This window comes from Paenibacillus sp. NPDC058071, assembly GCF_042885235.1.
Taxonomy (GTDB): domain Bacteria; phylum Bacillota; class Bacilli; order Paenibacillales; family Paenibacillaceae; genus Pristimantibacillus.
The window spans coordinates 136,506-154,890 of record NZ_JBHVSK010000009.1 but is presented as its reverse complement, the minus strand read 5'-3'; the positions used below and the strand labels follow the sequence as shown (position 1 = coordinate 154,890).

At 52.9% G+C, this 18,385-nt stretch carries 17 protein-coding genes; all 17 read left to right on the top strand.

The window, feature by feature from the left end; genetic code table 11:
- The first annotated feature begins 14 nt into the window (after nt 1–14).
- The 17 genes from nusA (at nt 15) to dapA (ending at nt 18,300) form a co-directional block, all read left to right on the top strand.
- Nucleotides 15–1,115 carry a transcription termination factor NusA gene (gene nusA / locus ACFVTB_RS16485; RefSeq protein ID WP_387751149.1) on the top strand — a complete coding sequence of 367 codons (1,101 nt, stop codon included), beginning with the start codon at nt 15–17 and terminating at the stop codon, nt 1,113–1,115.
- A 48-nt stretch (nt 1,116–1,163) separates the two neighbouring features.
- Nucleotides 1,164–1,478, top strand: a complete 315-nt coding sequence (rnpM, locus tag ACFVTB_RS16480) for an RNase P modulator RnpM (RefSeq protein ID WP_387751147.1) — start codon at nt 1,164–1,166, stop codon at nt 1,476–1,478.
- Nucleotides 1,465–1,818: a L7Ae/L30e/S12e/Gadd45 family ribosomal protein gene (locus ACFVTB_RS16475; RefSeq protein ID WP_387751145.1), complete on the top strand. Its 354-nt coding sequence runs from the start codon at nt 1,465–1,467 to the stop codon at nt 1,816–1,818. Before rnpM ends, ACFVTB_RS16475 begins: the two co-directional genes overlap by 14 nt.
- Nucleotides 1,787–4,522 (top strand): translation initiation factor IF-2, encoded by a 2,736-nt coding sequence (gene infB / locus ACFVTB_RS16470; protein WP_387751143.1) that lies wholly within the window; start codon nt 1,787–1,789, stop codon nt 4,520–4,522. The genes ACFVTB_RS16475 and infB overlap by 32 nt, the downstream gene beginning before the upstream one ends.
- A gap of 7 nt (nt 4,523–4,529) precedes the next feature.
- Nucleotides 4,530–4,886, top strand: a complete 357-nt coding sequence (gene rbfA, locus ACFVTB_RS16465; protein WP_387751140.1) for a 30S ribosome-binding factor RbfA — start codon at nt 4,530–4,532, stop codon at nt 4,884–4,886.
- Complete coding sequence (locus ACFVTB_RS16460; RefSeq protein ID WP_387751137.1) at nt 4,883–5,872, top strand: DHH family phosphoesterase; 990 nt, start codon at nt 4,883–4,885, stop codon at nt 5,870–5,872. The genes rbfA and ACFVTB_RS16460 overlap by 4 nt, the downstream gene beginning before the upstream one ends.
- Entirely contained in the window at nt 5,873–6,775 is a 903-nt protein-coding gene (gene truB, locus ACFVTB_RS16455) for a tRNA pseudouridine(55) synthase TruB (RefSeq protein ID WP_387751134.1), read from the top strand.
- 92 nt (nt 6,776–6,867) lie between these two features.
- Nucleotides 6,868–7,815, top strand: a complete 948-nt coding sequence (locus ACFVTB_RS16450; protein WP_387751131.1) for a bifunctional riboflavin kinase/FAD synthetase — start codon at nt 6,868–6,870, stop codon at nt 7,813–7,815.
- A gap of 175 nt (nt 7,816–7,990) precedes the next feature.
- Complete coding sequence (gene rpsO, locus ACFVTB_RS16445) at nt 7,991–8,260, top strand: 30S ribosomal protein S15 (protein ID WP_042160574.1); 270 nt, start codon at nt 7,991–7,993, stop codon at nt 8,258–8,260.
- 271 nt (nt 8,261–8,531) lie between these two features.
- Nucleotides 8,532–10,613 (top strand): polyribonucleotide nucleotidyltransferase, encoded by a 2,082-nt coding sequence (gene pnp, locus ACFVTB_RS16440; RefSeq protein ID WP_387751436.1) that lies wholly within the window; start codon nt 8,532–8,534, stop codon nt 10,611–10,613.
- 218 nt (nt 10,614–10,831) lie between these two features.
- Nucleotides 10,832–11,842, top strand: a complete 1,011-nt coding sequence (locus tag ACFVTB_RS16435) for a polysaccharide deacetylase family protein (protein ID WP_387751127.1) — start codon at nt 10,832–10,834, stop codon at nt 11,840–11,842.
- Nucleotides 11,843–11,981: 139 nt separating this feature from the next.
- The gene (locus tag ACFVTB_RS16430) at nt 11,982–13,247 is read left to right on the top strand and encodes a M16 family metallopeptidase (RefSeq protein ID WP_387751124.1); all 1,266 of its coding nucleotides are present in this window, start codon (nt 11,982–11,984) and stop codon (nt 13,245–13,247) included.
- Complete coding sequence (gene dut / locus ACFVTB_RS16425) at nt 13,228–13,671, top strand: dUTP diphosphatase (protein WP_387751121.1); 444 nt, start codon at nt 13,228–13,230, stop codon at nt 13,669–13,671. Before ACFVTB_RS16430 ends, dut begins: the two co-directional genes overlap by 20 nt.
- Before the next feature lie 850 nt (nt 13,672–14,521).
- Entirely contained in the window at nt 14,522–15,421 is a 900-nt protein-coding gene (gene dpsA / locus ACFVTB_RS16420; protein WP_387751118.1) for a dipicolinate synthase subunit DpsA, read from the top strand.
- Nucleotides 15,418–16,017, top strand: a complete 600-nt coding sequence (locus ACFVTB_RS16415; protein WP_387751116.1) for a dipicolinate synthase subunit B — start codon at nt 15,418–15,420, stop codon at nt 16,015–16,017. The genes dpsA and ACFVTB_RS16415 overlap by 4 nt, the downstream gene beginning before the upstream one ends.
- Before the next feature lie 138 nt (nt 16,018–16,155).
- Nucleotides 16,156–17,367, top strand: a complete 1,212-nt coding sequence (gene dapG, locus ACFVTB_RS16410) for an aspartate kinase (RefSeq protein WP_387751113.1) — start codon at nt 16,156–16,158, stop codon at nt 17,365–17,367.
- Nucleotides 17,368–17,424: 57 nt separating this feature from the next.
- Entirely contained in the window at nt 17,425–18,300 is an 876-nt protein-coding gene (gene dapA / locus ACFVTB_RS16405) for a 4-hydroxy-tetrahydrodipicolinate synthase (protein ID WP_387751110.1), read from the top strand.
- The last annotated feature ends 85 nt before the right edge of the window (nt 18,301–18,385 follow it).

The window sequence follows — 18,385 nt, the reverse complement described above, 5'->3', positions numbered from 1 at the left end:
GGAACTCCATTCCAATGAGCATGGATTTTATTGAAGCGCTATCGGAAATCGAGAGGGATAAAGGAATTACGAAAGAAGTGCTGCTAGACGCGATTGAAGCTGCTTTAATATCCAGCTACAAGCGCAATTTCAATACGGCGCAAAACGTGCGTGTCGATATTAACCGCCACACGGGCGTCATTAAAGTATACGCGCGCAAAGCGGTTGTTGACGAAGTGCTGGATCCGCGCTTGGAAATTACGGTCGACGCCGCCAGAGAAATCAACCCGCATTATCAGTTGGACGATATCGCCGATATCGAAGTGACGCCTCGCGATTTTGGACGGATTGCCGCTCAAACGGCCAAGCAAGTGGTCACTCAGCGTATTCGCGAAGCGGAGCGCGGCCTTATCTACAACGCATTCATCGATAAAGAGGAAGACATCGTCAACGGCATCGTGCAGCGTCAGGATGTCCGCAACCTATTCGTCGATTTGGGCAAAGTAGAGGCAGTGCTGCCGCTGACCGAGCTGATGCCGACTGACAAATTCAAGCACGGCGACCGCGTTAAATCGTATATTACGAAAGTAGAGAATACGACGAAAGGGCCGCAAATCATTTTGTCCCGTACGCATCCGGGCTTGCTGAAGCGGCTGTTCGAGCTGGAAGTGCCGGAAATTTACGACGGCGTCGTCGAAATTCGTTCCGTTGCCCGCGAAGCCGGGTTCCGTTCGAAAATCGCGGTTCATTCTCGCAACGAGGAAGTCGATCCGGTCGGATCTTGCGTAGGTCCGAAAGGGATGCGCGTGCAAACGATTGTGAACGAGCTGACTGGCGAGAAAATCGATATTGTCCGCTGGTCGGAAAGCGTGGAAGAGTACGTTGCGAACGCGCTTAGCCCGTCCAAGGTGCTGGAAGTTATCGTCTTCGAACAGGAGAAGATGGCACGCGTTATCGTGCCGGATTACCAACTCTCGCTGGCGATCGGCATTAAAGGACAGAATGCTCGGCTTGCGGCGAAGTTGACCGGTTGGAAGATTGATATCAAGAGCGAGTCGCAAGCGGAGCAGGAATACGGCCGTCCGAAATCATTGACCGGCACGATGCACCAGGATTCCGTTTCGATCGATACCTAATCGGCCAACAGCTGGTGCGTCCACAATCGGGCAGAGGAGGGATGTACGGTGAGACCGAGAAAAGTACCGCTGCGCAAATGCGTAGCTTGTCAAGAAATGAAGGCGAAACGGGAGCTGGTCCGCGTTGTTCGGACACCAGAAGAAGAAGTGCTAGTCGACCTAACAGGGAAAAAAGCGGGTCGCGGCGCCTACTTGTGCGGCAAAGTGAGTTGTTTTAAACTAGCCAAAAAAACGAAGGCGCTCGACCGGGCATTGAAGCAATCCGTCGGAACGGAAATTTACGACCAGCTTGAACAGGATTTCATCGCGGTGGAAGACGAGTTTCTCGCAACCAAGGAGCTGAAGGGTGATGAAGACGAATAAAGCTTTATCCTCGCTAGGCATGGCGATGCGGGCCGGCAAGCTAATTACCGGCGATGAAATTGTGCTCAAGGCGGTACGTAAAGGGGATGCGAAGCTGGTTATTATCGCCGGCGACGCTTCACCGAATACGAAGAAGAAATTTCGCGACAAATGCGGCACCTACGGGATAGAACTGGCCGAAGCATTTGACCGCGATCAGCTTGGAAAGGCCATTGGGAAGCCGGAACGAGTCGTACTGGCGGTTACTGACGCAAAGTTCGGAAAAATGATTGCAGGTCATCTGAGTCAAAATTCGGAGGTGGATCATATTGAGCAAACAACAGGACAGCAAGGACAATAAAGATAAAACGCGCGTATACGAATACGCCAAATCGCTAAACATGAGCAGTAAAGAAATTATAACTATTCTTAAGCGGCTGAATCTGCCCGTCAATAACCATATGAGTGTTATGGAAAATGAAATGGTGCAGAAAGTGGAGGGTTTTTTCCGCGACATCAAGGCGAACGCAGCGGCCAAACGCGCGCAGGAATCGGCCGGCGCGACCGTATCCGCAGCTTCGCAGGCGGCGAGTAAGCCGCAGCAGTCGCAGCCTCAACCAGCCAACAAAACTATATCTCAGGACAGACAGGGGCCTATGAATTCTATTAAAACGAACACACCACAACCAACACAGCAACAAGAACAACGTCAAGCACAATCGCAGCCTACCGCACAAGGCGGATCTGGCAATTCTAACAATCGTCAAGGCGGTTCATCCGCACAAGGCGGCAACCGCCCATCCGGCGGCGGCTATCAAGGCAATCGTCCATCCGGCGGTGGACAGGGCGGCCAAGGCGGCAATCGTCCGTCCGGCGGCGGCTATCAAGGCAATCGTCCATCCGGCGGCGGACATGGCGGCCAAGGCGGCAATCGTCCATCCGGCGGCGGCTATCAAGGCAACCGTCCATCCGGCGGCGGACAGGGCGGCCAAGGCGGCAATCGTCCAAGCGGCGGACAGGGTGGCCAAGGCGGCAACCGTAGTCCGCAAGGCGGGGGCCAACAAAGTACAGGCCGTGCATTTGAATCGCGTGCGACTGCACCTGCGCCGCGCACGGGCGGCAACGATGCCAACCGCGGCGCCGGCAAACCGGGAGTGAACAAATCGAAAGGCGGCCCGAACTCGAACGGCGGAAGACGTTTCGACGACGGCAGACCAGGCGGCAATTACCGCGGAGGCAACAACAATCGCGGCGGCAGAGGCCGCAATGGCCGCAACCAGCCGCAGCAGGAACGCCGTGAAAAAATCGACAATACACCGAAAAAAATTATCGTACGCGGTACGATGACAGTTGGCGATCTTGCCAAGCTGCTTCATAAGGACGCGTCCGAAGTTATTAAAAAGCTGATCTTCCTCGGCGTTATGGCCACAATCAACCAAGAAATCGACATGGATGCGATTTTGCTTCTCGCCGGCGAGTACGGCGTTGAAGTAGAAGTGAAAATTCCGGTCGAAGAAGACTCTTTCGAAACGGTTGAAGAGGTTGACGAAGAGGCTGATCTCATGACGAGACCGCCGGTCGTAACCATTATGGGTCACGTTGACCATGGTAAAACGACGCTGCTCGACGCTATCCGCCAAACGAATGTTACCGGCGGCGAAGCGGGCGGCATTACGCAGCACATCGGCGCGTACCAAGTAGAAATTAAACAAAAGAAAATTACGTTCCTGGATACACCGGGCCACGAAGCGTTTACGCTGATGCGTGCGCGCGGCGCCCAAGTAACAGATATTACGATTATTGTTGTCGCAGCTGATGACGGCGTAATGCCGCAAACGGTTGAGGCGGTTAACCACGCGAAAGCGGCAGGCGTGCCGATTATCGTCGCGGTTAATAAAATCGACAAGCCGGAAGCCGATCCGGACAAAATCAAGCAAGCTTTGACCGAGTATGAGCTCGTACCGGAAGAGTGGGGCGGCGATACGATTTTCGTTAATGTATCGGCGAAGCAGCGCATCGGTTTGGAAGATCTGCTCGAGATGATTTTGCTCGTAGCGGAAGTGAACGACTTTAAAGCGAATCCGGATAAACGCGCCCGCGGTACGGTGATCGAAGCCGAGCTCGACAAAGGCAAAGGTCCGGTTGCGCGCGTGCTCGTACAGCACGGTACGCTTAAAATCGGCGACGCCTTCGTAGCCGGCAACTGTTTCGGCCGCGTTCGCGCAATGGTCAACGACAAAGGCCGTCGTCTCAAAGAAGCGGGTCCTTCCACACCGGTCGAAATTACCGGTTTGACGGAAGTGCCGCTCGCAGGCGATCCATTTATGGTGTTCGAGGACGAGCGCAAAGCGAGAGCAATCTCCGAGCGTCGTTCCATCAAGCAGCGCCAAAGCGAGCTGGGAGCAAATTCCCGCGTTACGCTTGACGATTTGTATAAGCATATTAAAGAAGGCGAAATTAAAGATCTGAACGTCATCATCAAATCCGACGTTCAAGGCTCGGCTGAGGCTTTGAAAGGCTCGCTGGCCAAGATCGATATTGAAGGCGTCCGCGTTAAAATCATTCACAGCGGCGTCGGCGCGATCAACGAATCCGACATCAACCTGGCTTCGGCATCGAACGCGATTGTGGTAGGCTTTAACGTCCGTCCAGAACCGCAGGCTGACCTGGCCGCACAGCAAGAGAAGGTCGATGTTCGTTTGCACCGCGTTATTTACAACGTCATCGAGGAAATCGAGCAAGCGATGAAAGGCATGCTTGATCCGATTTTCAAAGAAGTTGTAATCGGTCATGCGGAAGTGCGCAACGTATTCAAAGTGAGCAAAGTCGGCGCTATCGCAGGCTGCATGATTACTTCCGGCAAAGTAACCCGTTCCGCCGAAGCGCGCATTGTGCGTGAAGGCATCGTCATCTACGAAGGTAAAGTGGATACGCTCAAACGGTTCAAGGACGATGTGAAGGAAGTCGCGCAAGGCTACGAGTGCGGCATTACGCTTGAACGGTTCAACGACTTTAAGGAAGGCGACGTTATTGAAGCCTTTGTGATGGAATCGGTAGAGAGGTGATTAAACCGTGGCAAAAATACGGGTTGGCCGGGTAGGCGAACAGATTAAAAAGGAACTGAGCCAAATTATCCAAACCGAGTTGAAGGATCCTCGTATCGGATTTATTACGGTAACCGGCGTAGAAACGACGAGCGATTTGTCGCAGGCGCGCGTATACTTGAGCGTACTTGGCAGCGAAGAGCAAAAGGAAGAGACGCTGAAGGCGCTTGGCCGGGCAAACGGATTCATCCGTACCGAGCTGGGCAAGCGCATGCGGCTTCGCCATACGCCAGAGCTGCTGTTCAAGTTCGACAGCAGTATCGAGTATGGCAGCCGGATCGAAGGGATACTGGATCAAATCAACCGCGGGAACGATGCACAATGACGGAGCTCTTTTATGAGCGCGATTTGGATGCGGCGCTGGCGTTTATGAAGGAGGGAGACGACTTTCTGGTCGTCTCTCACGTTCAGCCGGACGGCGACGCCATCAGTTCGACCTCGGTTGTTCATTGGTTGCTGGAGCGTCTAGGCAAGTCGGCTGTCTTGATCAACGAGGGAGAGTCGCCGTCGCGTCTTCAGTACTTGCCTTATTACGATCATATCGTTAACTATCGCAATGAGCCTCCGACTCGGAAGTTCAAACGAATCATAACGGTGGACTGCGCCGATTTCAAACGAATTGGCGAGGTGTCTGCACTGTTCGAGCCGGATGCCGAATTGCTTAACATCGATCATCATCCGACGAACAACGGTTTCGGTTCGGTCAATGTCATTCGGCCGAATGCAGCCGCTACGGTTGAAATTTTACACGACTTGCTTGAACGGGCCGGCATTGAGCCCGATTTGGCATGCGCGACTGCCATTTATACCGGTCTGCTGACTGATACGGGGGGATTCCGTTATTCCAATACGAGCGCCGCTGTGCTTCGCATCGCTTCGCGCATGCTGGAATATGGAGTGTCCGGCCATCAGCTTGCCGATCATTTGCTTGAGAAAATGACGATGCCGAAGCTCAAGCTGCTTCAAAACAGCTTAAGCAGGCTGACGTTCACGGAAGACCAGAAGATCGGCTGGCTTTACATAGCCAAGGACGATCTGCGTGAAACGGGGGCGGTGCCGGAAGATATTGAAGGCATCGTCAACTACGCGCTAAATATCGACGGCGTAGAGGTCGGTATTTTGTTCAAGGAGACCGAGGACGGACATGTGAAGGCCAGCTTGCGCTCCGCGGGCAAGGCGGATGTGGCGGCAATCGCCCAAAGCTTTGGCGGGGGGGGACATGTGAGAGCTGCCGGATGCCGAATTGGCTGCTCGCTGCCTGAGGCGGCCGAACAGATCGTTGAGGCGGTTAGAAAGGCGTTGAATCAATAGGTGGATGGAATTATTGCCGTATGGAAACCGGAAGGATGGACGTCTCATGACGTCGTCGCGAAGGTTCGCAGGCTGCTTCGTATGAAAAAGATTGGCCATTCCGGTACGCTCGATCCGATGGTGACGGGCGTGCTGCCGTTATGTCTAGGGCGTGCTACCCGGATGGTAGAGTATTTGCAAGAGAGGCCGAAGGCGTACGAGGCGGTTATCCAGCTCGGCGTTGCGACCGATACGGAGGATTTGACCGGCACGGTCATTGAAGAACGGCCGGACGTTACCGTAACGGAAGCCGAAGTGCTGCGCGTGTTACGCGGCTTCGTCGGAGAAATCGAGCAGATTCCGCCGATGTTCTCCGCGGTTAAAATAGACGGCAAGCGGCTGTATGAGCTGGCTCGGGAAGGGAAGACGGTTGAGCGAAAAGCGCGTAAGGCGCATATCCATCAGATTGAGCTGCTATCCAGCGACTTGGATCGGGATAAGCCGACGTTCACATTCTCAGTTGTCTGCTCCAAAGGCACTTATATTCGCACGCTATGCGTCGATATCGGTAAGGAGCTAGGCGTTCCGGCTGCAATGGCGAAGCTGACCCGCACAATGTCGGGCGGGATTACGGAGCCGCAATGTTTGACGCTGGAACAAATCGAAGAGCTGCAGAAGGCGGGAGAGCTTGAAGCTCGCATTTTGCCTCCCGAAATGGCTATTTCCCATTTGGTAAAGCTTCAAGTGGCTAAACCTGCCGGGGAGAAAGCGCTGCTTGGTCAAAAGCTTCCTTATCGTCTCCTGCCGGAAACGCCCGAGGATGGGAAACTGATTCGGTTGTACGGCGAGGACGATACGTTTATCGGAATATTTGAGCCGTCCGGCTCTGAATCGCTATTGAAACCGGTGAAGGTTTTCTCGTAAAACGAATGCATCGCGAGCTCCGGCTCACAGGAATTATTAATCGGGGCTCGCCCTAAGCGAAAGTCTGATCAGGAAATGCAGGTGTATGCAGATTGGAAATCGTAAAGCTTCATTATCCGCATATCGAATTGCCGGAAAAGCTGAAGGGCAAGCAGCTCTCAATTGCCATTGGCCATTTCGACGGCGTTCATCGCGGTCACCAAAATGTGATCAATCAGGCCGTTTCGCGTGCGGCTGAGAAGGGCGCTTTGTCCGCGGTCATGACGTTCCATCCCCATCCGAAGGAAGTGCTTGGACAAGGCGATCAGTATTATAAAAGCTTGACTCCTTTTGAAGAGAAGGTAGAGCTGTTCAAGCGGATGAACGTCGATGTCGTGCTTGTCATCGGTTTCGACCGCAGCTTCTCGTCGATATCGCCAGAGCAGTTCGTGGATGAAGTGCTTAGGGCGCTTAGAGCGACGCAGGTTGTCGTCGGCTTTGATTTTACGTTTGGTTATAAAGGACAAGGTAAAGCGGATACGATGCGCGAATTAGGACATCCGGATATCGGCGTCGACATCATCGAGCCGCTCTACGAGAACGGCGAGAAGGTAAGCAGTACGCTCGTCCGCGAGCTATTGCAGCAAGGAGACGTGGCTTCTGCTGCGCTTCTGCTTGGAAGGCCTTACGCTGTGGAAGGAATTGTTGTGCACGGCGATGGGCGCGGCCATACGATCGGCTTTCCGACCGCGAACGTCGGACTCGGAGACGGGTTTGTGTCGCCAAGACTCGGCGTATTCGCGATTACGGCTGTCGTTGGCGGCAAGAGCTATTACGGCATCGTCAACCATGGAATGAAGCCCACCTTTAATAAAGAAGAGATTCGGCCGGTAATGGAAGCCCATTTATTCGATTTTCATCAAAATATTTATGGCGAACCGATTCGAATCGAGTTTCATTCCTTTGTCCGCACGGAGAAGAAGTTTGGCTCCGTGGACGAACTGATCGCGCAAATTGCGGCTGATGTCGAGCAGACGAAGCGATTGTTCAACCTCGTTTGACCGCGGCCGGCATTTACTTGCTATATTCATTGTGCTATACTGAATAGCGTTGCGACACGAACCGCCGTAAAGGCCGGAGAGCGTCGCGCAGAACCTTAGCTTGGTTGACTGCTATCACCGGCGGCGGCTAGGCTAACGGCGATTATTTTTCAAAAGTATAAGGAGGTGAATTGGGATGGCAATTACGCAAGAGCGCAAGCAAGAGCTGATTGAAACGCACAAAACGCACGCGAGCGATACGGGTTCTCCGGAAGTTCAAGTAGCTATCCTGACGGAAAACATCGTGAACTTGACGCAACATTTGCGGGAGCACAAGAAAGATCATCATTCCCGTCGTGGTTTGCTCAAGATGGTAGGTCAACGCCGCAAGCTGCTGGCTTACTTGAAAAACAAAGATGTTAGACGTTATAGCGCATTGATCGAAAAACTCGGCCTTCGCCGCTAAAACAAGCTACAAGGAAAGCAACCTGGTTGTCTTGCCGTCCGGGCTACCGGATGGCAGATACGGGTTGCTTTTTGTAAATATATAAGACTTTATAAGCAACCCTATAAATTCCCTTATATATCGATGCGAAACGACTGCTCTGCCGATTCGGCGACAGCCGTTTATGCTTATACCCAAAAGCTGTGCAGGATATGGATGCACAGTTGGCGAATGGTAAGTAAGCCATACGTTACATAACAAACCAGGAGGGATTACGTTGCAACGAGTAGAAATGATACTGGGCGGCAGGCCGCTCGTACTCGAAACGGGGCGCCTTGCCAAGCAGGCCAATGCAGCCGTAACGGTTCGCTACGGCGATACTGTCGTGCTGTGTACGGTTACCGCGTCCAAAGAGCCAAAAGATCTCGATTTCTTCCCGCTAACGGTCAATTACGAAGAGCGTCTGTACGCCGTTGGCAAAATTCCGGGCGGTTTCATTAAGCGTGAGGGCAGACCGAGCGAGAAAGCTATTTTGTCGAGCCGACTGACCGACCGTCCGATTCGTCCGCTGTTCCCGGAAGGATTCCGGAACGATATACAAGTTGCGAATATCGTCATGAGCGTAGACCAAGACTGCCCGCCGGAAATTGCGGCGATGATCGGTACTTCCGCTGCGCTTTCGATTTCCGACGTGCCGTTCAATGGACCGATCGGCGGCGTAAGCGTAGGCCGTATTGACGGACAGTTTATTATTAACCCTACAGTAGAGCAAGAGAAAAATACGGAAATTTTCGTTGTCGTCTCCGGAACGAAAGACGCCATTATGATGGTGGAAGCGGAAGGCAACGAAGTGTCCGAGGAAATTATGCTCGAAGCGATCATGTTCGGACATGATGAGATCAAAAATATTGTTGCGAAGATCGAAGAGCTGCAAGAAGCGGCTGGCAAGCCGAAGATGGAAGTGAAGCTGCATGCCGTTGACGGCAACGTGAACGAAGCGGTTCGCACGTATGCGTCCATCCGTCTGGTGGAAGCGATCCGCATTGAGGAGAAACATGCTCGCCAGGAAGCGATCGACGCCGTAAACAGCGATACCGTTGCTCATTTCGAGGACGTTTATGCCGAAACGCCTGAGCTGCTCAGCGACGTGAAAGAAGTACTGTACGACATCGTAAAGGAAGAAGTTCGCCGCCTGATTACGCATGACAAGGTACGTCCGGACGGACGCGGATTGAGCGAAATCCGCCCGATCGAATGCGATGTGGCGCTGCTTCCTCGTACGCACGGATCCGGCTTGTTCACTCGCGGTCAAACGCAGGCGCTTAGCATTTGTACACTTGGCGCGCTGGGCGATGTGCAAATTTTGGACGGCATCAGTCCGGAAGAATCCAAACGTTTTATGCACCATTACAATTTCCCGCCGTTCAGCGTTGGCGAAGCTAGACCGCTCCGTCCTCCAGGCCGCCGCGAAATCGGTCATGGCGCATTGGGCGAACGGGCATTGTCGAAGGTTATCCCTTCGGAGGAAGAATTCCCGTATACGATTCGCCTTGTCTCCGAGGTTCTCGAATCGAACGGTTCGACGTCCCAAGCGAGTATTTGCGCAAGTACGCTTGCAATGATGGACGCAGGGGTGCCGATCAAAGCGCCGGTAGCAGGCATTGCAATGGGGCTTATCAAAGACGGCGATCATTTCTCGATCCTGTCCGATATTCAAGGGATGGAAGACCACCTCGGCGATATGGACTTTAAAGTGGCAGGAACGGCGAAAGGCGTTACAGCCATTCAAATGGATATTAAAATTGACGGCATCGACCGCGCAATTTTGTCGCAGGCATTGGAACAGGCGCGCGAAGGCCGCATGTTCATTCTCGGCAAAATGACGGCAATTATGTCCGAATCGCGGACAAGCCTCTCGCAATATGCGCCGAAAATTTTGACGCTCCGCATCAATCCGGATAAGATTCGTGACGTTATCGGTTCCGGCGGCAAAATTATTAACAAAATTATCGAAGAAACCGGCGTGAAGATCGATATCGAACAAGACGGTATGGTGTACATTGCTTCGTCCAACGAAGAAATGAACCAAAAAGCGAGATCGATTATCGAAGGTATCGTGAAGGAAGTCGTTGTCGGCGAAATTTACCTCGGTACGGTAAAACGAATCGAGAAGTTCGGCGCATTCGTCGAAATCTTGCCTAACAAGGACGGTCTTGTCCATATTTCGCAGCTTGCTAACGAACGGGTAGCGAAGGTGGAAGACGTCATCGCGATCGGCGATCAAATTACGGTTAAAGTTACGGAAATCGATCAGCAGGGCCGCGTCAATTTGTCCCGTAAAGCTGTACTCGATCCACAAGTTCCGGCCCAATAAGCCGGAACTTAACCGCATAGCTTGCTTGAACGCAAAGAGCCAGATTTTATCTGTCTCTTTTTTATTTTTTCTGACGCTATTTTCTTCGCGTTCTATGGCCGCATATTGTGGAGCGGCTTGTCATACAGATAGAACAAGCGTCGATGGAACGGCGGCAGGGTGCTGGAAAGCGCCGGCCGGTGCAAGGCGCAATCAAGCGCAAAGGTGGGGCTGAACGGATGGGAAACCGAACCAAACTAGCCGCAGTCGTCATTTGTATGGCGGTCTTGTTTACGCTGGCGTTTTCCGAAGGCGGCCTGCGGGCTTACGTGAGGGAATTAAAGCAAGGAGCGGAGACGGCGTCGGCTAAGCCGCGAAAACCAGCCGCATTGCCGGAAGCGGAGCTTGCCGGCCTTCGCGAGCGGATTGCCGCCGAAGCCGAGCAACATCGCGTCGCTCCCATTGATGCGCGAATTGATCGGATCTGGAAAGCGATTCCTGGATACAATGGCATAGAGGTGGACGCGCAGGCGACATTCGACCGTACGGTTGCAACAGGAGCGCTATCGCCAATACAGTTTGTCTATAAGGAAGTGCCGCCGAAGATTTCGCTGCAGAGTCTCGGCACATACCCCGTCTATAGAGGCAATCCGGAAAAAAAGATGGCCGCTATTATGATTAACGTTGCTTGGGGTGAAGAGTACTTGCCTTCGATGCTGGAGTCGCTGGCGAAAGAAAATGTGAAGGCAACCTTTTTTCTGGACGGCTCGTGGCTCAATAAAAACGGGGAGACGGCGAAGCGGATTCAGGCGGAAGGTCATGAAATGTCCAATCACGCCTATTCGCACCCAAATATGAGCGAGCTGGGGAAACAAGCCGCATACGAACAAATTTCAAAGACGGAAGCGCTGTTGAAATCGACGCTTGGCGCCAGCAACAGATGGTTTGCTCCGCCTTCGGGAGATTTTAACCAGACGACGCTGCAGGTGGCCGCCGAGCAAGGCTTGATGACGGTGCTGTGGACGGTCGATACGATCGATTGGCAAAAGCCGCCTCCGGAGACCATCTTGAGGCGAGTGGCAAACAAGCTCACGCCGGGAGCGCTCATTTTAATGCATCCGACCGCCTCCTCACGGGACGCGCTGCCGGGAATCATTCGTTATGTTAAAGAACAAGGGTATGCGCTTGGCACGGTCAGCGATACGCTTTCGCCGTCGCGTATTCCGTCTTCTGTTGAGCCTAATCTTTAATTTTGTTAGAATAGAACAGCATATACATATAGGTATGGATTCGACACGGATTAGGCGTTACGGATCGCTGTCATTTAACTGATTGCAAACCGCGCCGTCCATCCGTATATCTGCAGGAGAAACGTTTAGGAGGACTAATGTGAACAAATATACGCTAAGCAACGGTCTGCGCGTCGTTATCGAGCCAATTCCGACATTCCGCTCCGTATCGTTCGGCATTTGGGTAAAGACCGGCTCGCGCAACGAAACGCCGGACAACAACGGGATTTCTCATTTTGTCGAGCACATGCTGTTCAAAGGAACGAGTACCCGTTCAGCTAAAGACATCGCTGATTTATTCGACGGCATCGGGGGCAATGTAAATGCCTTTACGTCGAAGGAATATACGTGTTACTTCGCGAAAGTGCTTGACGAGCATTTGCCGATCGCAGTGGACGCTCTGTCCGATATGTTTTTCGAATCGCAGCTCGATTCAGGAGAGCTGGCGAAGGAGAAAAACGTTATTTTAGAAGAGATCTCGATGTACGAGGACACGCCGGACGATAAGGTTCACGACGAAGCGTCGCGTGCCGCTTACGGCGATCATCCGCTCGCCTACTCGATTTTAGGCTTGGAGGAAAGACTTCAAGCGATGGATTCGAACGCGCTGCGCGGATACATGAACGACACGTATACGATTGAGAATACGGTCATCAGCGTTGCCGGAAACGTAGAAGACGGCAAGCTGCTTGAGCTGCTGGAGAAGCATTTTGGCCGTTTCGCCAACAAAGGACGCACGTCTGCTGTCTCGGCTCCGGTCTTCCATGGCGACTATGTTTTCTTCAAGAAAAAGACCGAACAGAATCATCTTTGTCTTTCGTTCCCTGGCTGCTCGATTTCCGATCCGCAGCTGTATGCAATGATTTTGCTCAATAACGCGCTGGGCGGGGGGATGAGCTCACGGCTGTTCCAGGAAATTCGCGAGAAGCGGGGACTGGCCTACTCCGTCTATTCCTACCATACGTCGTATGCGGATAGCGGCTTGTTCACCGTGTACGCGGGAACGGCGCCAAAGCAGACAAAAGAAGTGCTCGATTTGACGATGGAGCAGCTCGGCGAGCTTTCGGTGAAAGGTTTGACCGAGGAAGAGTTGCATCGGGGCAAGGAACAGCTGAAGGGCAGCTTGATTTTAAGTCTGGAAAGCACGAGCAGCCGAATGAACCGAATCGGTAAAAATGAACTCATGCTGGGACGCCATTACACACTGGACGATATGCTGACGCGCATCGAGAATGTTACTATGGAAGACGTGCGCGAAATGACGAAACGGATGCTCTCCGTTCCATTCTCCGCGGCAATGGTCGGCACGAACGACAAAGCTGCAGCCGAACTCAGGAGGGATCAATTTGTATCAAGTATTATTTAAGCGACTAGAAGGAAACGAAGATATTAAACTGCCGAGCAAAATGTCGGAATGGGCGGCTGGCTTCGATCTGCAAGCCGCCGTATCCGAGCCTGTCGTGCTCGGGCCGGGCGAAAGAAAGCTTATTCCGACGGGACTTTCGATGGCTATGCCAGCAGAACTGGAAGCGCAGATCCGCCCGAGAAGCGGGCTTGCATTCAAGCACGGTATCACCTGTCTGAACTCGCCCGGAACGATCGATGCCGATTATCGCGGCGAGGTGAAGGTTCTGCTGATCAACCATGGCCAGGAGGCTTTCACCATTACGCGCGGCGAACGCATTGCGCAAATGGTCTTTCAAGTGGTGCCGGTCGTCACGATCGTCGAAACGGACGAGCTGCCGGAAACTGTCCGCGGCGCGGGCGGATTTGGCCATACCGGCGTTTAAGAGCGAGCTTAGCAAGGACGGCATCGTAATGTATGATATCGTATGGTGCCGATGCGGCTTACGGCTGATCTGATCCCCTAAGTCGCGTTCTACTCGGCTTGGCAAGCGATGGAAGAGACGAAGAATAACTGCCAAAAGGACGTTATTGCAGCTACAACAAGCCTCTGGCGAGGAAATAACTGCAGAAAAGCAGTTATTTGTTGACATATGGGCTGTGCGAGTCAGAAGTAGCGAGGAATAACGTCCAAAAGGACGTTATTGCAGCTACAACAAGTCTCTGGTGGGGAAATAGCTGCAGAAAAGCAGTTATTTGTTGACGTATGGGCTGTGCGGTTGGAAGTTGCAAGGAATAACTGCCAAAAGGACGTTATTGCAGCTACAACAAGCCTCTGGCGAGGAAATAACTGCAGAAAAGCAGTTATTGGTTGACGTATGGGCTGTGCGGTTGGAAGTAGCAAGGAATAACTGCCAGAAGGACGTTATTGCAGCTACAACAAGCCTCTGGCGAGGAAATAACTGCAGAAAAGCAGTTATTTGTTGAAGCGTCCGTCTATTTGAAATGATACCGAACCGTCCCGAGTGCCTGAAAAGGCTGCCGGGGCGGTTTTTTGTTTTGTTTATTATCTTTAGTGCATTTCGTCTAATGCATTTCATCTATTGCATTTCGTCTATTACTTTTAGTCTCGACTGTCTAGTTCGATTTTGTTCATTTCGTTTAATTTAATTTGTTTACAAGTCTTAATCGCAACGTGTTTTTGCTTGAGCTGTAGCCCCCTTCATTTTTTTCACCCATTCTGGGCATCGGCATAAGATGGTTTATAACCCGTGCGCAGAAAGGAGTGGAGCCTGCATGCTTACAGGCGTTCAAGTGCTGCTGCTGGGAGGCGACGCGCGACAGCTCGAGGTCATCCGCAAACTGTCGGAACTCGACGCAGCCGTTACTGTTTCTGGCTTCGACGGCTTGCATACGCCGCTCGATGGCGCCGTACAAGCGGAATTCAGCGAGCAGCTGTTCGACGGGATCGACGCGCTGCTGCTTCCGGCGGTCGGAACTGACGACCATGGCGTCATACATGCCGTTTTCAGCGATCGCGAAATGCGGCTGCTTGACGAACATATCGCCCGTATGCCGAAGCACAGCAAAGTTTATGCGGGTATGGCGAAGCCTTATTTACGAAGCTTATGCGAGCAGAACCAAATTGAGTTGGTAGAACTGTTCGATCGTGACGATGTAGCGATCTATAACTCCATACCGACCGCTGAAGGCGCGCTGATGATGGCCATTCAACACACGGACATTACCATTCACGGCTCCAAATCGATGGTGCTCGGCTTCGGCAGAACCGGCTTTACAATGGCCCGGACGCTGCAGGGTCTGGGAGCCGAAGTACTGGTCGGAGTGAGGCGCAGCGAGCACTTCGCAAGGGCTGCGGAAATGGGCCTCAAGCCTTTCTATATCAGCAATCTGCTGGCTTTTACAGGCAATATTGACTTGATTTTTAACACAATTCCGACTATGATAGTCACAGCGCAAATTATAGCTAAATTACCCTCGCGAGCCGTTATTATCGACCTGGCTTCGAAGCCTGGCGGAACTGATTTCCGCTTCGCCGAGAAGCGTGGAATCAAGGCGATGCTCGCGCCCGGACTGCCGGGAATCGTCGCACCTAAAACCGCTGGACGTATCATAGCCGATTGTTTATCACAATTGATTATGGACGATTCCATAAAGCGGGGGAATGGGCAATGAACTGGTCAGGATTGACTGTCGGATACGCGCTGTCGGGCTCGCATTGCACGCTGGCCGAGATAATGCCGCAAATTCAGCGGTTCGTTGACGCGGGGGCGAATGTGGTGCCGATTGTCTCGAACACGATCATGACGACGGATACGAGATTTGGAACGTCGGAGCAATGGCAGACGCAGTTAAAGGCGATTACGGGCAATGAAATTATTTCGACGATCGTGCAGGCGGAGCCGCTTGGACCATCCAAGTTGATCGATGTTCTATTGATCGCTCCATGCACCGGCAATACGACAAGCAGATTGGCAAACGCGCTGACGGACAGCGCCGTATTGATGGCGGCTAAGGCGCAAATGCGCAATCAAAGGCCGGTCGTATTGGCTATTTCTACGAATGACGGACTTGGGTTGAATGCCGCTAACATCGCAAAGCTGCTGGTGGCTAAACATATTTATTTTGTGCCTTTCGGTCAGGATAATCCGGAGCAGAAGCCGAATTCGCTTGTCGCCAGAATGGATTTGGCGCTTGAAACGTGCGAGGCTGCCCTGCAAGGGAAGCAACTGCAGCCTCTTCTTATCGAACGTTTTAACTACTCGTCGTAAACCAAGCAGCTCGGGACTGACGTCAGACCGATGCTTATTGCCGGAACGCCGTCGCCAAGACACTAGGGGCCGCCTAGCGATTCCGGACGAGAACGGCTGTGTCGACTTGTTGCGAGCAGGTAACGGAGGATTGTCCTTATGCGCATCCTGGTTCAAAAATTCGGAGGCACTTCATTATCGACCGACCATGCAAGAAGCTATTGTATGAATCATATTGTTAGAGAACGCAACAACGGCTACGCGCTTGTCGTCGTCGTATCGGCGATGGGGAGAAAGGGCGAGCCTTACGCCACGGATACGCTATTGCAGCTTATCCGGGACAATGGCGATCGTCTGCCCGCCCGCGAGCGGGATATGCTGCTTGGCTGCGGGGAGATTCTCTCCGCAGCCGTCCTCTGCAGTCTGCTGCAGGCGGCCGGCGTTCCGTCGGTCGTTCTGACGGGAGGACAGGCGGGCATTTTGACCGACGATCAACACGGTCATGCCCGGATTGTCGAGCTGCAGCCGGAGAAGATGCTGGCGCATCTTCGGGAAGGTTCGGTCGTTATCGTAACGGGCTTTCAAGGAAGTACGGCGAATGGCGATATGACGACGCTTGGCCGAGGCGGAAGCGATACGTCCGCCACCGCAATCGGCGCTGCGCTGCGTGCCGAGATGGTCGACATATACACCGATGTCAACGGAATATTGACGGCCGATCCTCGCTTTGTCAAGGATGCCAAGCCGCTGCCGGTGGTAGGATACGTCGAGATTTGCAACATGGCCCGGCAAGGCGCGAAGGTCATTCATCCGAGAGCGGTTGAAATCGCGCAACAGGCGCGTATTCCGATCCGCGTACGATCGACTTTCACGGAAGACGAAGGAACGCTAGTAACCGATCGTCCGGAGACTATTCCTGGCTACGTCAGGGATCGGCATGTGACCGGGATTGCGCATGTGACCGGTATTACGCAAATATCGGTGCAGGCCAATGATGGCCGCAACGATATGCAGCTTCAAGTTTTTCAGGCGATGGCACGCAATCATATTAGCGTAGATTTTATTAATGTAACGCCAAGCGGAGCGGTGTACACCGTCTTTGATGACGATGCCGAACGGGCCGTATCCGTTTTGAAGGACGGCGGCTTCGAGCCGGCGGCCGTTAGCGGCTGCGCCAAAGTGTCGGTTATCGGAGGCGGAATGAACGGCGTTCCGGGCGTTATGGCAAGAATTGTGGAAGCGTTAACGGAACAAGGCATTACCATTATGCAATCGGCGGATTCGAACACAACCATATGGGTGCTGGTGAAGGACGAAGATATGGAGTCGGCGCTGCAAGCGCTGCACGCCAAATTCGAACTTCATCTTTAAGCGGCTGGCCCGTACGGTATCCGTTCGCCGGCAAAGTTTTCGTAGGAGGGTTTCAGGATGGATTTTGGTAGATTAATTACGGCAATGGTCACGCCATTCGACGCAAACGGTCAGATCGATTGGGAAGCAACCGGCAGGCTGATCGACGATTTAATTGAAGTACAAAAGAACGACTCCCTTGTCGTCTCGGGCACAACGGGCGAATCGCCTACGCTGTCCGACGAAGAGAAGACGGCGTTGTTCCGCTTTGCGGTAGATCGTGCAGGAGGCCGATGCAAAATTATTGCCGGCACCGGCAGCAACAATACCGCCGATTCCATCCAGTTGACGAAGGAAGCGGAAGCTTGCGGCGTGGACGGCATACTGCTGGTCGCTCCTTACTATAACAAACCGAATCAAGAGGGAATGTATCGGCATTTTAAAGCGATCGCTGAATCGACGAAGCTGCCGGTATTACTGTATAACGTTCCTGGTCGTACGGGGATCAACTTGTCGGCCGAAACGACGCTTCGCCTCGCGGAAATCGATAATATCGTTGGCACGAAGGAATGCGCGGGACAGGATCAATTGGCGAAAATTATCGCTTCCGCTCCAGAGAGCTTTAAAGTATACACAGGCGACGACAGCACAACGTTAACAACATTGGCGTTCGGCGGTTATGGCGTTATCAGCGTGGCAGCCCATGTGATCGGCGCGAAAATGAAGCAGCTGATCGAAGCCTATACGAGCGGCGACGTTACACTTGCTGCGAAGCTGAATCTCGAATGCTATCCGGTGTTTAAAGGTCTGTTCGAATGTCCGCATCCGGTACCGAATCCGGTAGCCGTCAAGTACGCTTTGTCGCTGCGAGGCTTGCAGGTCGGAGGAGTCAGACTGCCGCTTATCGAAGCAACAGCAGGTGAAGAGGAATTTATTAGAAGTTTGTTTCAATAGCTATAGGCAAAAAGCTCTGCGGATGTCCTAGTCCGCAGAGCTTTTTTTTGTGCCAATGAGCGGGGAGAACGGCTCGTCGATCGCT

Coding starts and splice junctions, on each gene's coding strand:
- nusA (WP_387751149.1), top strand. CDS start 15: ATGAGCATGGATTTTATTGAAGCGCTATCGGAAATCGAGAGGGATAAA.
- ACFVTB_RS16475 (WP_387751145.1), top strand. CDS start 1,465: ATGAAGACGAATAAAGCTTTATCCTCGCTAGGCATGGCGATGCGGGCC.
- ACFVTB_RS16460 (WP_387751137.1), top strand. CDS start 4,883: ATGACGGAGCTCTTTTATGAGCGCGATTTGGATGCGGCGCTGGCGTTT.
- rpsO (WP_042160574.1), top strand. CDS start 7,991: ATGGCAATTACGCAAGAGCGCAAGCAAGAGCTGATTGAAACGCACAAA.
- pnp (WP_387751436.1), top strand. CDS start 8,532: ATGATACTGGGCGGCAGGCCGCTCGTACTCGAAACGGGGCGCCTTGCC.
- ACFVTB_RS16435 (WP_387751127.1), top strand. CDS start 10,832: ATGGGAAACCGAACCAAACTAGCCGCAGTCGTCATTTGTATGGCGGTC.
- dpsA (WP_387751118.1), top strand. CDS start 14,522: ATGCTTACAGGCGTTCAAGTGCTGCTGCTGGGAGGCGACGCGCGACAG.
- ACFVTB_RS16415 (WP_387751116.1), top strand. CDS start 15,418: ATGAACTGGTCAGGATTGACTGTCGGATACGCGCTGTCGGGCTCGCAT.
- dapG (WP_387751113.1), top strand. CDS start 16,156: ATGCGCATCCTGGTTCAAAAATTCGGAGGCACTTCATTATCGACCGAC.
- dapA (WP_387751110.1), top strand. CDS start 17,425: ATGGATTTTGGTAGATTAATTACGGCAATGGTCACGCCATTCGACGCA.